This is a genomic window from Chitinophaga sp. 180180018-3 (genome assembly GCF_037893185.1).
Lineage (GTDB): Bacteria > Bacteroidota > Bacteroidia > Chitinophagales > Chitinophagaceae > Chitinophaga.
In genome coordinates this window covers 3,536,929-3,550,029 of record NZ_CP140772.1, presented here as the reverse complement: position 1 = coordinate 3,550,029, position 13,101 = coordinate 3,536,929, and the positions used below count along the sequence as shown (strand labels likewise).

General features: G+C 46.8%; 14 protein-coding genes. 6 read left to right on the top strand and 8 right to left on the bottom strand.

What is annotated here, in order from left to right; genetic code table 11:
• Nucleotides 1-38 precede the first annotated feature (38 nt).
• The 3 genes from UNH61_RS14045 to UNH61_RS14035 all read right to left on the bottom strand — a co-directional run bounded on the left by UNH61_RS14045 (nt 39) and on the right by UNH61_RS14035 (nt 2,402).
• Complete coding sequence (locus tag UNH61_RS14045) at nt 39-1,397, bottom strand: Gfo/Idh/MocA family oxidoreductase (protein ID WP_326992578.1); 1,359 nt, start codon at nt 1,395-1,397, stop codon at nt 39-41.
• Between the two features lie 85 nt (nt 1,398-1,482).
• The gene (locus UNH61_RS14040; protein ID WP_326992577.1) at nt 1,483-1,914 is read right to left on the bottom strand and encodes a MarR family transcriptional regulator; all 432 of its coding nucleotides are present in this window, start codon (nt 1,912-1,914) and stop codon (nt 1,483-1,485) included.
• A gap of 62 nt (nt 1,915-1,976) precedes the next feature.
• Nucleotides 1,977-2,402 carry an organic hydroperoxide resistance protein gene (locus tag UNH61_RS14035; RefSeq protein ID WP_326992576.1) on the bottom strand — a complete coding sequence of 142 codons (426 nt, stop codon included), beginning with the start codon at nt 2,400-2,402 and terminating at the stop codon, nt 1,977-1,979.
• Between the two features lie 465 nt (nt 2,403-2,867).
• Between UNH61_RS14035 and UNH61_RS14030 the strand changes: the two genes are divergently transcribed.
• From UNH61_RS14030 to map, 3 genes are read left to right on the top strand one after another with little or no spacing between them, the layout of a single operon-like run.
• A complete protein-coding gene (locus tag UNH61_RS14030; RefSeq protein WP_326992575.1) occupies nt 2,868-3,422 on the top strand; it encodes an NADAR family protein in 555 nt (184 codons plus the stop codon).
• The gene (locus tag UNH61_RS14025; protein WP_326992574.1) at nt 3,415-3,948 is read left to right on the top strand and encodes an RNA 2'-phosphotransferase; all 534 of its coding nucleotides are present in this window, start codon (nt 3,415-3,417) and stop codon (nt 3,946-3,948) included. The genes UNH61_RS14030 and UNH61_RS14025 overlap by 8 nt, the downstream gene beginning before the upstream one ends.
• Before the next feature lie 54 nt (nt 3,949-4,002).
• Nucleotides 4,003-4,767 carry a type I methionyl aminopeptidase gene (gene map / locus UNH61_RS14020; protein WP_326992573.1) on the top strand — a complete coding sequence of 255 codons (765 nt, stop codon included), beginning with the start codon at nt 4,003-4,005 and terminating at the stop codon, nt 4,765-4,767.
• A 3-nt stretch (nt 4,768-4,770) separates the two neighbouring features.
• On the opposite strand, the gene UNH61_RS14015 is transcribed toward map, so the two are convergent.
• Entirely contained in the window at nt 4,771-5,793 is a 1,023-nt protein-coding gene (locus UNH61_RS14015; protein WP_326992572.1) for a sialidase family protein, read from the bottom strand.
• A gap of 77 nt (nt 5,794-5,870) precedes the next feature.
• Between UNH61_RS14015 and UNH61_RS14010 the strand changes: the two genes are divergently transcribed.
• A complete protein-coding gene (locus UNH61_RS14010; RefSeq protein WP_326992571.1) occupies nt 5,871-7,043 on the top strand; it encodes a class I SAM-dependent RNA methyltransferase in 1,173 nt (390 codons plus the stop codon).
• A 64-nt stretch (nt 7,044-7,107) separates the two neighbouring features.
• Here the strand turns inward: UNH61_RS14010 and UNH61_RS14005 are convergent, their stop codons facing one another.
• Nucleotides 7,108-7,587 carry an Lrp/AsnC ligand binding domain-containing protein gene (locus UNH61_RS14005; RefSeq protein WP_326992570.1) on the bottom strand — a complete coding sequence of 160 codons (480 nt, stop codon included), beginning with the start codon at nt 7,585-7,587 and terminating at the stop codon, nt 7,108-7,110.
• A gap of 192 nt (nt 7,588-7,779) precedes the next feature.
• Between UNH61_RS14005 and UNH61_RS14000 the strand changes: the two genes are divergently transcribed.
• Nucleotides 7,780-8,646, top strand: coding sequence for an SAM-dependent methyltransferase (locus tag UNH61_RS14000; RefSeq protein WP_326992569.1), 867 nt, complete (start codon nt 7,780-7,782; stop codon nt 8,644-8,646).
• 28 nt (nt 8,647-8,674) lie between these two features.
• Here UNH61_RS14000 and UNH61_RS13995 read toward each other — a convergent pair whose 3' ends face one another.
• The 3 genes from UNH61_RS13995 to UNH61_RS13985 all read right to left on the bottom strand — a co-directional run bounded on the left by UNH61_RS13995 (nt 8,675) and on the right by UNH61_RS13985 (nt 10,945).
• On the bottom strand, nt 8,675-9,325 hold the full coding sequence (locus tag UNH61_RS13995; RefSeq protein ID WP_326992568.1) for a VIT1/CCC1 transporter family protein: 651 nt from the start codon (nt 9,323-9,325) through the stop codon (nt 8,675-8,677).
• Nucleotides 9,326-9,333: 8 nt separating this feature from the next.
• A complete protein-coding gene (gene rocD / locus UNH61_RS13990; protein WP_326992567.1) occupies nt 9,334-10,575 on the bottom strand; it encodes an ornithine--oxo-acid transaminase in 1,242 nt (413 codons plus the stop codon).
• 112 nt (nt 10,576-10,687) lie between these two features.
• Nucleotides 10,688-10,945 (bottom strand): acyl-CoA-binding protein, encoded by a 258-nt coding sequence (locus UNH61_RS13985; protein WP_326992566.1) that lies wholly within the window; start codon nt 10,943-10,945, stop codon nt 10,688-10,690.
• A gap of 269 nt (nt 10,946-11,214) precedes the next feature.
• On the opposite strand from UNH61_RS13985, the gene lepA reads away from it, so the two are divergent.
• Nucleotides 11,215-13,008 (top strand): translation elongation factor 4, encoded by a 1,794-nt coding sequence (gene lepA / locus UNH61_RS13980; protein ID WP_326992565.1) that lies wholly within the window; start codon nt 11,215-11,217, stop codon nt 13,006-13,008.
• The last annotated feature ends 93 nt before the right edge of the window (nt 13,009-13,101 follow it).

Sequence of the window (13,101 nt, the reverse complement as noted above, 5' to 3'; positions counted from 1 at the left end):
CCGCTGCATTTTCTTCATTCTTCATTCTATATTCTTAATTACATCCAGGGATGTTCCCATGGCCCCCGGTACGGACGTTTCAAAAGCGCTGTGGCTGCGGGGTCACCCGGAATAATTTTCTTTACAGGATCATAAATCAGTGGCCGGCCAAGTTGCATGGAAATATTTGCCAGTATACAGCTGGCAGTAGAGATATGCCCCTCTTCAATATCCGCTACCGGTTTGCCGCCATTTTTAATGGCGCCCAGGAAATTGATCATATGCAGGCGGGTAGCGGGAGCTGCATTGAGCTCTATGGCTGGTTCCGTCAGATCCTCGGGGTACTTTTCCCTTTCATACACTACATCTTTATGAATCGGCGTGCCGTTGCCTTCGGGGATGAAGTCGTACGACATCGTACTTGCGACCAGCGTACCTTTTTCCCCGTATAATTTAAATGCCCACGGATATTTCGGATCAGCCGGTGCGCCCCAGGTCCGGTGCTGCCACACGCAATTGAGCTCATCATACTCAAAAACTGCTGTTTGTGTATCGGCGATATTCGACTTTCCTTCTTTCTGTACATAAATACCGCCGGTAGAGCTGATACGTTTAGGCCAGCCCAGCTGAAGCATCCAGCGCACCGTGTCGAACATGTGGATACACATATCGCCCATGATCCCGTTGCCATATTCCATGAAAGTACGCCACCAGCGTATATGCGGAATACCATCGTAGGGCCGCATCGGTGCGGGGCCAGTCCACATTTCGTAATCGAAATAGTCAGGCACAGCCTGCACTGGTGGGTTACCGTTGTTACGCATATGATAGTAGCAACACATTTCAACATGTGAAATCTTACCGAGTAATCCGGCATCCACAATATTCTTCCTGGCATCTATCAAATGAGGCGTGCTTTTTCTTTGTGTGCCCACTTGCACCACCCGGTTATACTTCCGGGCAGCGGCCACCATGGCTTCTCCTTCCAGTACATCCACGCTGATAGGTTTCTGTACATATACATTAGCACCGGTTTTAAGGGCTTCTATGGCTGTTAACGCATGCCAGTGATCAGGTGTACCTACCAGTACAATATCCAGCTCATTTTCGTGTAGCATTTTACGGTAGTCGGTGTACAACCTGGGCTTAGCACCGGTCGATTGCCGTTTCCTGACCATTTCCGCAGCCTCTTCCAGCTGATGTTTATCTACATCACAAAGAGACACCACTGTAATTGGTGCCACCTGCATGAGCCGGAATAGATCGCTCTTACCATACCAGCCGGTACCGATAAGCCCCACCCGAAAGGGTTTAGGAGGATTGATGAAGTCGAGCGCACTTGCGCCCAGCGCAGAAAGTGCCAATGTAGTCGTAGCTCCCTTCAGGAACCGGCGGCGGTTGATGGAAAAGTTGTCCATACGTGGAATAATGAGTAGATACAAGTTACGAATTATGAATGAAGAAATCAGCACTATATGATTATTCGCATATAATGCTGATTTCCTATTCTTCTTTCGTAACTCTCTCTATAATCCGATCCATCATCGGTTTCAACGTCTTGTATTCTTTCTCCGAAAAGCCCATGCTGCAGGCTATTTGCTCGGGAACATCTGCGGCCTGTTGCTGCAGCTGCTGCCCGGCTGTTGTCAGAACGATATTGACAATACGTTCATCTTCCTTACTCCTCTGCCGCCTGATGAGATGCTTGGCTTCCAGTCTTTTCAGCAGGGGAGTGAGGGTACCGGAATCAAGCAGTAACTGTTGGCCCAGCTCTTTTACCGATTGCTTCTGATGTTCCCACAATAGCAACATCACCAGGTACTGCGGATAGGTAAGGTCCAGCGCAGCCAGTATAGGCTGGTATTGCGACGTGATGAGCCGCGACACCGCATAAACAGAAAAGCAGAGCTGATCAGATAATTTCAGTGGTTTCAAGGTAATTGATTTAGCCGCATAAAATTACGCTATGTTTCAATGAATACCCACATTACTGATTCCTACAGCAATTCGAGTATCACATCAATATTTCCACGAGTGGCGTTGGAATAAGGGCAAACCTGATGTGCTTTCTCCATCAGCGATTGCGCCAGCGACAGGTCCGTGTCCGGAATAGCTACCTGCAGTTTAACTGCCAGCGCAAACCCGCCTTCATCGTTTTTGTTAATGCTGACGCTGGCTGTAACACTGGTATTGCCCGTCTGAGCTCGTTCTAATCTGATGATATGATTAAGTGCGCTGTCGAAACAAGCAGCGTAACCTGCTGCAAACAATTGTTCAGGATTGGTGTAGGCGCCGCCGCTGCCGCCCAGTTCCCGGGGCATGCGTACATCGAGGTCTAATACGTTGTCGGATGAAGTGATGTGGCCATTTCTACCGCCTGTGGCCGTTGCATGGGCGGTGTATAAAACTGTTAATTGCTCCATGTTATTTATTTTAATAGTGTAAAATTAAATTGTGTACAATTTAAAACCAAATTTTTTTAGGAAGATGAAGGGTATGGTTATACCAATCAGCAGGAAAGGCACTGCCATTCATTTGCAGACTCTGTCAAATGGCCGCCTTTCCTGTCTCCCTCATCATCCTTTTCTGAAAAACTTGGTAGATCAATAAATATGTCTTTACTTTGCGTCATAATGACGTAATCAAATTAATAACCCTTTACCTGTTTCATGAATTTGTTAATCCCAGCTGCATTTCACGGACAGGTCAAAAACTAAAATTATGAACAAGAGTAAGAGAACCGTGATAGCTTATCGCCGCCTGGTTTGCCAGCTATCTGCTGGAACATCCGCTTTTCAAACAAGCCTTCCGCCAGGTGGTGTTCGCAGTACACGACAGCTCAGAAAAACAGGTGAACAAAAAAGCATTTCAGCATAAATTTGAATATCATGAAGTATAATAACGAATGGCTCATGGCAAAGTACAGAGCCGGCGAGAAAATAAAATTTGTCTTCTTCTGGGGGCACCAGCCATCCACTGATGGCAGTGTCACTAAAAGTTGTTTCAGTCAATGGGCTTACACCAATTTTACGGTCAACGGGGTTAGCTACAAAACGGCCGAACACTGGATGATGGCTGGGAAAGCCAGTATGTTTAACGACAATGCCGTACTCGCTAAAATACTGGGAGCAGCTACGCCTGCGGAAGTAAAGAAACTCGGCCGCCAGGTGAAAGGATTCGATGCTGCGGTATGGGATGCTAATAAATTCAGCCTCGTAAGAGATGGAAACATTCACAAATTTGGCCAGCACCCCGAATTGAAAACTTTTTTATTAAACACCGGCGACCGCGTTTTGGTAGAAGCCAGTCCGCTCGATCGTATCTGGGGAATCGGACTGGGCGAGAAGAACGAGCACGCCGAAAACCCTTTGCTCTGGCGGGGACAAAACCTCTTAGGTTATGCCCTGATGGAGGCACGGGATCAATTGAATCAAAATGGATAAGAATAAATCGATCAGTAAATTTTTAAGTTATGTTCTCCGGCATGATCCGGCATCTATACAATTACAGCTGGATGCCCATGGCTGGGCTAATGTAAATGAGTTGCTGAAACAGGCACAGCAACATGGGAAACGTTTTACGCTGGAGCAGCTGGAAACAGTGGTGGCAGAAAGCGATAAACAGCGTTTCGCTTTCAGTGACGACAAAACCCGGATCAGGGCCAACCAGGGACATTCTATTACGGTAGAACTGGATCTGCTGCCCGTTGCTCCGCCGGAATTCCTCTATCATGGCACCGTCGGAAAGTTCGTATCCCTGATCAGGGAAAACGGATTGCTCAAAATGAGCCGTCAGCATGTACATCTGACAGATAACCGGAAAACGGCAGAGAAAGTAGGAAGCAGGAGGGGAGTGCCGGTGATACTCACCGTACGCAGTGGAGAGATGCACCGCAACGGAATGCATTTCTTCTTGTCTGAAAACGGCGTGTGGTTAACTGATCATGTGCCTTCGGTTTACATCCAATAATCCATCCTGCACTTTCTAGCTGATTTTACACTACTTTTATAGAAAATTATAAACATGTCTATTACTACAGAATCCGAAATGACAGGCATGAAGAAGGTCAGCGAAGCTGTTGCGCTTACACTGAAAGAGATGAGGAACCATGCCCGTCCTGGTATGACAGCTAAAGAACTGGATGAATTTGGTGGGAAGATATTGAACAAACTGGGTGCAAAATCAGCGCCGCGGCTTACCTATGGCTTCCCCGGATGGACCTGTATCAGTGTGAACAGTGAGATAGCTCATGGTATCCCATCTGCCGGAAAAATATTACAGGAAGGTGATCTGGTGAATGTAGATGTTTCTGCAGAACTCGATGGCTTCTGGGCCGATAACGGAGGTTCCTTCGTATTAGGAGAAGATATTCACGGCCACCAAAAGCTCGTGAATGCCTCAAAAGCAATCCTGCACAAAGCTATTCACAACATCCAAACCGGTACTCGCATCGCAGATATCGGCCGCCTGATTGAAGCAGAGGCAAACAAATCCGGATTCACTGTGATCCGTAACCTCGCAGGACATGGCGTGGGCCGCAGCTTACATGAAGCCCCCGATGATATCCTGAACTGCTATGTACGCTACAACCGTAACCGTTTCAAAAAAAATGCGGTGGTGGCAGTGGAAACTTTTATCTCCACCAGCTCTTCCTTTGCTTCCGAAAGCAAGGATGGATGGACGCTCATAGGCAACAGCGGCGGCTTTGTAGCACAACACGAGCATACCATCGTTGTAACCGACGGAGCGCCTGTGATACTAACGGCTGCAAATGAAATATGGAACTGAACCTTAGGGCAGTTGTAAAGTGACTGCCCGGATGTTCTTACGGTCATGGGTATACGTAATATGCACTAACCCATTTTCGGTGGCGATAATAGCAGGATAGCTGAATTCGCCACCTTTTCTTTTTTCCAGCTGATAAACATCCTTCCAATGCTCTCCGTCGTCGGACACTGCTACCCTTAATTCATTTCTTCCATCCCACCATTGGTTACCTCCCTTAGTAGGATTATATACCAGCACCATCCTGCCCTGAGGAGTGGTCACCGCATCAATGCCGGAGTTAGGATTAGGCAGGGAAGTAGGGCTTACTTTCGTCCAGCTGGCGCCGTTATCGTCCGACCAGCTTTGTGCAATCACATGTTGTTTGCTGCGGAACAACAGCTGCAACTTTCCGTTTTTATGTGTGAGTATAGTAGGCTGTATAACGCTGAAGCTGTCGGAGTTGATAGCAACACGCTGCCACTGATGACCAGTACTGTCGCTGATCTCTATATGGGATACCCATTCATTGCCTTTCACACTTTCTGTGCTGGAAGGATGTAACAACCGCCCATCGGGTAGTTGAATACATTTGTTTTTAATGGGGCCTAAAAAGCCATCAGGTAATTTTTCGGGAGATGACCAGGTCAGACCGTCATCCTTGGAATAGCGGGCCATGCCCCACCACTCCCGTGGATTAGGGCCTACTTTATAAAACAGGCATAGCAATCCGGCCCGCGTACGGAACAGTACCGGGTTCCAGCAGGGATAGCGCTTTGTGTCGCTCACCACGCCATCCGCCAGCTTTACCGGCTGCTGCCATTTACCGCTGTACAGGGAGGCCCATATCTCCACATTACTGGCGCCTTCTTCGTCGCCGCCAAACCAGGCACTCATCATCCGTCCACCGGGTAAGGCAACAATGGTGGAAGCATGACTGGAGCGGGTGACGGCTACGGGCATCACCAGTTCGCTGTGTATCAGTTTTGCACTGTGCTGTGCCTGCACTCCCAAACTGGCCAGTACTAACAGGATCGTATATGCTTTCATAAATACAAGGGTAAGTGAGCCGTTAAAATAAGGAATCGCCAGCGATTCTCATAAATGATTGGTAACTTTGCGGCCTTATGTCGCTATATACAACAAAAGGAAACGTAACCATCACCTGCAATAAACGCCTCACACCTTTTTTGGAAGAGGAGGTGAAAGAGCTTGGATTTGTAATAGAAGAAACGTTTATAACAGGGGTGCGCCTGAACGCTTCCATCAACGAATGTATCCGCCTTAATCTGAACCTGCGCTGCGCCAGCCAGGTACTATACAGCCTGAAACAGTTTGAAGCTGCCGATGGCGATGCCGTTTACCAGCATCTACGGAATTATCCCTGGGAAACCATTCTTGAAGAGAATGGTTATTTCTCTATTACGAGCAACGTGCAGAACGAAACGATTAACAACAGCATGTTCGCCAACCTGCGCGTGAAAGATGCGATTGTAGACCGGCTCCGCGATAAAACCGGCAAACGGCCATCTACGGGCGCTGAGCTGACCGGCGCAGTAATCCATCTCTTCTGGAAAAATGAACAGGCCGAGGTTTTCGTAGATACCAGTGGCGATTCACTGGCGCGCCACGGCTACAGGAAAATACCAGGCCGCGCACCTATGCTGGAAGCACTCGCTGCGGCTACCATCCTCGCCACGCGTTGGGACCGGAAAGCGCCTTTCATCAACCCGATGTGCGGTTCAGGAACCGTAGCCATTGAAGCAGCTCTCATCGCCACTAACAGCCGGCCAGGCCTTTTCCGGGATAACTACGCCTTTATGCATTTGCAGGGCTATAACGAAGAGGTATACCTCACAGAAAGAGGGCTGCTGGAGAAGCAAATCAAAGAAGTACCCGGGCTCCGGATCATTGCCACCGACCTCAGCGACGCTGCTGTAAACAATGCGAAAAAGAATGCAAGAGCTGCCGGTGTAGCAGATATCATAGAGTTTCGTGTATGCGACTTTGCACGTACCGAAGTACCCGAAAATGGAGATGGCGTTGTATATATGAACCCCGAATACGGACTACGCCTCGGGGAAATACAGGAGCTGGAAGAAACTTATGGCCGTATTGGTGATTTCATGAAACAGCAATGCAAAGGATATTTCGGCTATATATTTACCGGTAATCTGGAACTGGCTAAAAAGATAGGCCTCAAAGCCAAACGAAGAATTGAATTTTACAATAGTACCATCGACTGCCGACTCCTCGAATATGAACTCTATGCTGGATCGAGGGCGAAGAATAATCTTTAATAATAAAATGCAGCGAAGATTAGCAAATACATACCTGCTAATCTTCGCTGCATTTTGCTAAAGACTAAAGGCTAATAGCTTCACTCACATTTATCGGTCTTGAAAAAGATTCTTCCAGCGATATAATAGTTTCAGTTCTTTCTATCCCTTTAATATGCTGCAGATCATCCTGCAATATCTTACGTAACTCACTACTGTCGCGGCAAATGATTTCCGCGAACATACTGTACGAACCAGTGGTATAATTCAATCGCACAATCTGCGGGATCTTTAGCAGCTGCTTCGCCACGTTTTCATACAGGGAGCTTTTTTCCAGGTATATGCCGATGAATGCCAGCACATCATAGCCAATGGCCCGGAGATTAACCTGCAACCGGGTTCCCTTGATTACTCCCATTTCATGTAATTTCTTGATACGTACATGAATAGTTCCGCCTGATACAAACAGCTTCTTACCTAGTTCTGCATAAGAGATACTCGCATCATTGGACATCTCTGATATAATCTGTAAGTCTAATTTGTCAATATTTAATGAGTGACTCATTTTTCTTGGTTGATTTAGAATATTTTCTAAAATTAGGTATTTTTTTGAAATAATCGCAAAAAATGTACTTTCCAGAAATCCGGAGTTGTCACGCGGAAAAAACATCGCAGTTGCGACTACGGTGATGTACATACGTAATCCCGTACCAATAGTAGACTTTTTTTGGTTAAATTTAGTGATCAATATATCTCTATGAAGGCTAACACCACCAGCAGAACTGCTCAATATATGGCCCTTTTCAGAGCATTGGAAACAACCCGTTCCGCCAACAGCCGCCTTTTCACTGATCCCTTTGCAGCCCGCTTTCTCGACACCGGTCTGAAACTGGGAGTATGGTTGTGCAGGGTGCCCGGTTGGAAAGGTATTGCAGAGAATATTATCCGGAAAAAAATCCCAGGTGCTTTATCATCCGGTATTGCCCGCACCCGTTACATCGACGAACTCCTGGAAAAGGCTGTTAAGAACGGCGCCAGGCAGGTATTTATCCTGGGGGCAGGCTTTGATACGCGTGGCCTGCGACTGCCATTTCTGGAAAATATCAGGGTGATAGAAATAGACCATCCGAATACAGCTGCCTATAAACTTGAAAAGTTAAGCGACCTGAAAATTCCACCACGCTTACTGTATTATCAGATCGATTTCAATAAACAAAGCCTGGATCAGCTCAGTACACTCCATCATTTCGATTTCTCCTTACCGGCAGCTATTATCTGGGAAGGTGTAACAAATTATCTTGATGCCGCCGCCATAGATAACACCTTTGCATTTCTGCAGCGCTTTGCCGCCGGATCCACGGTGATCTTTACGTATGTACACCAACAGGTGCTGGATAATCCGGGCGTATTTTTCGGTGGAGAAAAATTATTGCAGGATGTAGCCGGCCTGGAAGAAAAATGGACCTTTGGTTTTGACCCGGCCGAACTGCCGGCTTATCTGCAGCAATATGAGTTTATGTTAACAGAAGATCTGGGGGCAGATGAATACCGCAACAGGTATCTGCCGGAACGTTCTGAAAAAGGATATGAATTTTACCGGGTAGCGTGTGCCCGTCGACGTTAGTAGGGTGCCCTTGTTGCTGTTGGAAAATCTATGCAGGATGTATGGTACGGTGAAGTATCCATGCAACAACCAGTATAGCTGCTCCCATGGCCCAATACCGGAGTACGACAGGCAGCGGGCGTTGCGCCGTGATCCGGGATTTAATAAAGCTGAATGCCGTTAAACTAAGGAATACCAATAGTATACTGGTTTGCGAAGCAGCGCCGAAATTTTCATTGGCCAGGTAGGGACCGAGTGATATGGCGCCGCCAACGAGAAAGAAAATACCGGTAAACAATCCGCTTCGTATCGCCTTCACTAAGCTGAAATTTGTTTCCCTTACCTGTTCTGTCTCCAGCGTTTGCTCCCAGGTGGCAGCATCTTTTTTCATCTCTTCTTCAATATGTGCAATGGTAGGAGCATTAATATCCAACTGCTGCAGCTTCCCTCTTTCCTTATCAGATAAGAGGGGACTGTCGTGTTGCATATCTCCCTTATTAGCCTGGAAGGCGCTGTACATAACCAACAGAGAGCCCAGGCCGAGCAACGCAAGGTGTATATTATAGAAGGTTTGCACTTCCATGGGAAATGTCTGTAATACCTGTGTCGTAAAAAACACAAGGAATAATCCATCGGGGAAGCCGATGATAAAGTCGGTTTTCCAGCCGGAACTGCGAATGGCTTTATGGGAGGTGATCATACACTGATTCAGTAACTGAATGCCTGTTCCAGGCTTTTTTTAATGATCTGCACACATTCGTTGATCTGCACCTCATTGATAGATAAGGGAGGCGCAAACCTGATCTTATCTCCGTGAGTTGGCTTGGCAAGCAAACCGTTTTCTTTCAGCGTGAGGCAAAGATCCCATGCTGCTTCAGGATCTTTATGTTTGATAACAATGGCATTCAGCAAGCCTTTGCCCCGAACTGTGGTGATATAAGGAGAATGAAGTTCCTCCAGTCCTCTGCGCAGTAGCTGGCCCATAGCAGCGGCATTTTCTGCCATCTTTTCATCTTTCAATATCTGCAGGGAAGTAATAGCTACCTTACATGCAAGTGGATTACCCCCGTAAGTAGAACCATGCTCACCTGGTTTAATGGTCAGCATAATTTCATCATCGGCCAGCACGGCACTTACCGGCAATGTACCGCCGGATAAGGCTTTTCCAAGGATCAGGATATCAGGGCGCACCTGTTCATGATCACATGCCAGCATTTTTCCCGTACGCGCCAGGCCAGTCTGTATCTCGTCGGCGATGAACAACACGTTAGCGTCGAGGCAATACTGACGGGCTTTCGACAGGTAACCTTCGTCCGGTACCATCACACCCGCTTCCCCCTGAATAGGTTCTACCAGGAAACCCGCCACATTCTTGTCCTGCAACGCCTGTTCCAGCGCAGTCAAACTGTTATAAGGGATGATTTCATACCCCGGCATATAAGGACCGAAATTATTACGGGCCTGCGGATCGTTACTGAAGGAAATAACATTCAGCGTACGTCCGTGGAAGTTATTGGCGCAAACAATAATCTTTGCTTTGTTTTCCGGAATACCCTTGACAATATAAGCCCAGTGCCGGCATAGTTTCAACGCTGTTTCCACCGCTTCCACACCGGTGTTCATCGGTAATACTTTATCGTATCCGAAATAGGAAGTAATATATTGTGCATATTCTCCCAGGATATCATTATAAAAAGCCCTGGAAGTAAGTGTCAGCCGCTGCGCCTGTGCTATCAGCGTTTCAATGATCCTCGGATGGCAATGCCCCTGATTAACAGCAGAATATCCTGATAAAAAATCATAATAACGCTTACCGTCTACATCCCATAAATAAACACCCTCTCCGCGATCCAGCACCACTGGTAACGGGTGATAGTTGTGGGCTCCAAACTGCTCTTCCAGTGCCAGGTAATGTTGTGTCTTTTCGCTAATTGTATATGAAGGTACCATGAATCAAAGTTAAGAATAAGGAATGAAGAATTAAGAATGAAAGCGAAGATCTTAGCGGTTATTACATCTTTAAGTATTCAATCGATAACATTTTTGCTTTCATTCTTAATGCTCAATTCTTCAATCTTTCCACCAATGCAATGTACTCCTGCATCGCAGCTTCTTTCGTTTTTCCTTTCAAACCCGCCCAGGCTTCATGCTTCGCCTTTGCCACAAAATCGAATGGATTGGCAGGAGGATCACTGTCAACATCTCCCGTAGTACCTTGTTTGTACAAAGAATACAACTGCAACAGTACCTCATTGGATGGCTTTTCGGCTAATGTCTTACTGGCTGCTACCGCCTGTTCAAACTGATCTTTTAATTCCATGTCCGGTTATTTTTTAGTTAACAAAAAGGGCTGGTGTGCCCCCTGATTTACAAATGTACCTTATATCAATAATCAGGCTTATATCAATTTTATGCTTATTAACTAAGCCCTTCACTATCATTCGCTAATATCTTCTCCTTATTTCTTAATTCTATATTCCCAATTCTTAATTCTTTGGAAGCAATATATCAAAGAACAAACTAATTTCAGTACCTTTGCCGGCTGAAAAGGTTGGATATACATGCCACCTGGGATTTGTAAAACATCATATGAAGAATATTCGCAATTTTTGTATCATTGCCCATATTGACCATGGTAAAAGTACCCTGGCTGACCGTTTGCTGGAATTTACCAAGACTATTTCGGACCGGGATATGCAGGCCCAGGTACTGGACGACATGGACCTCGAACGTGAAAAAGGTATCACCATTAAGAGCCATGCCATCCAGATGGATTATAACGCTAAGAATGGTGAGAAATATAAATTTAACCTGATCGATACTCCCGGTCACGTTGACTTTTCCTACGAAGTTTCCCGCGCCCTGGCTGCCTGCGAAGGCGCCCTGTTGCTGGTGGATGCCGCCCAGGGGATCCAGGCGCAAACCATTTCCAACCTTTACCTGGCCCTGGAAAATGACCTCGAGATCATCCCCGTTATCAATAAAATTGATATGCCGGGCGCCATGATCGAAGAAGTAAAAGACCAGATCATTGACCTGATAGGGGTGAAGGAAGAAGAGATCCTGCTGGCATCCGGAAAAACCGGGATCGGTATCGAAGAAATCCTCGAAGCTATCGTAAGCCGCATCCCCGCTCCGCAAGGCAGCAATGAGGCTCCGCTTCAGGCATTGATATTTGACAGCGTTTTCAATTCTTTCCGTGGTATTATCGCCTATTTCCGCGTATTTAACGGTACGCTCAAAAAGGGTGATAAGATCAAATTTGTGAACACCGGCGACGAATACGAGGCAGATGAGGTAGGCATCCTGAAGCTGGGACTGGAACCCCGCAAGGAAGTGACTACCGGCGACGTAGGATATATTATCACTGGTATCAAAAGCGCCAAAGAAGTAAAAGTAGGGGATACAATCACCCTGGCTAATAACCCCTGTGAAGAAGGAATCAACGGTTTCCAGGAAGTAAAACCAATGGTGTTCGCAGGTATATTCCCCGTGGTAACAGAGGACTTTGAAGAGCTGAGAGATTGTATGGACAAACTCCAGCTGAACGATGCTTCACTTACCTACGAACTGGAAACCTCCCAGGCACTGGGCTTCGGCTTCCGTTGCGGCTTCCTCGGCATGTTGCACATGGAAATCATCCAGGAGCGCCTGGAAAGGGAGTTCAATCAAACTGTGATCACTACTGTACCAAACGTAGGTTTTATCGCACATACTACCCGCGAAGGAGTGATTAATGTGAACAACCCGAGCGAAATGCCCGATCCTACTACATTAGACAGGATCGAGGAACCATTTATCCGGGCACAAATCATTACCAAGCCGGAATATATCGGCAACATCATGACTCTTTGCCTCGGTAAACGCGGGATACTCCTTAACCAGAGCTATCTGACTACTACCCGCGTGGAACTGATGTTTGAAATGCCGCTGACAGAGATTGTGTTTGACTTCTATGACAAGCTGAAGAGCCAGACCCGCGGTTATGCGTCGTTCGACTATACGCCAATTGGCTTCCGTGATAGCGACATTGTTAAAATGGATATCCTCCTGAACGGCGATAAAGTGGATGCACTCAGTGCCCTGATCCACCGCAGTCGCGCACAGGATTTTGGCCGCAAACTCTGCGAGAAACTCAAAGAACTGCTGCCACGCCAGCAATTCCTGATCGCTATTCAGGCCGCTGTTGGTGCTAAGATCCTCGCCCGCGAAAACATCAGTGCTATGCGTAAAGATGTAACTGCTAAATGTTATGGCGGTGATATCTCCCGTAAACGTAAACTCCTCGAGAAACAGAAAGAAGGTAAAAAACGTATGCGCCAGATCGGTAACGTGGAAGTACCACAGGAAGCCTTCCTCGCAGTACTCAAACTCGATGATTAAGTTTTTTCAATACCATACAGTAAAAGGAAGAGCAAATGCTCTTCCTTTTTTTATCCCCGGATATCTCCACTCATCAGTGTCCGGGTAATTTAT

Bases quoted from the DNA above. Each gene is read 5' to 3' on its own strand.
- UNH61_RS14045 (WP_326992578.1), bottom strand. From the start codon at position 1,397: ATGGACAACTTTTCCATCAACCGCCGCCGGTTCCTGAAGGGAGCTACG.
- UNH61_RS14035 (WP_326992576.1), bottom strand. From the start codon at position 2,402: ATGGAGCAATTAACAGTTTTATACACCGCCCATGCAACGGCCACAGGC.
- UNH61_RS14030 (WP_326992575.1), top strand. From the start codon at position 2,868: ATGAAGTATAATAACGAATGGCTCATGGCAAAGTACAGAGCCGGCGAG.
- UNH61_RS14025 (WP_326992574.1), top strand. From the start codon at position 3,415: ATGGATAAGAATAAATCGATCAGTAAATTTTTAAGTTATGTTCTCCGG.
- map (WP_326992573.1), top strand. From the start codon at position 4,003: ATGTCTATTACTACAGAATCCGAAATGACAGGCATGAAGAAGGTCAGC.
- UNH61_RS14015 (WP_326992572.1), bottom strand. From the start codon at position 5,793: ATGAAAGCATATACGATCCTGTTAGTACTGGCCAGTTTGGGAGTGCAG.
- UNH61_RS14010 (WP_326992571.1), top strand. From the start codon at position 5,871: ATGTCGCTATATACAACAAAAGGAAACGTAACCATCACCTGCAATAAA.
- UNH61_RS14005 (WP_326992570.1), bottom strand. From the start codon at position 7,587: ATGAGTCACTCATTAAATATTGACAAATTAGACTTACAGATTATATCA.
- UNH61_RS14000 (WP_326992569.1), top strand. From the start codon at position 7,780: ATGAAGGCTAACACCACCAGCAGAACTGCTCAATATATGGCCCTTTTC.
- UNH61_RS13995 (WP_326992568.1), bottom strand. From the start codon at position 9,325: ATGATCACCTCCCATAAAGCCATTCGCAGTTCCGGCTGGAAAACCGAC.
- rocD (WP_326992567.1), bottom strand. From the start codon at position 10,575: ATGGTACCTTCATATACAATTAGCGAAAAGACACAACATTACCTGGCA.
- UNH61_RS13985 (WP_326992566.1), bottom strand. From the start codon at position 10,945: ATGGAATTAAAAGATCAGTTTGAACAGGCGGTAGCAGCCAGTAAGACA.
- lepA (WP_326992565.1), top strand. From the start codon at position 11,215: ATGAAGAATATTCGCAATTTTTGTATCATTGCCCATATTGACCATGGT.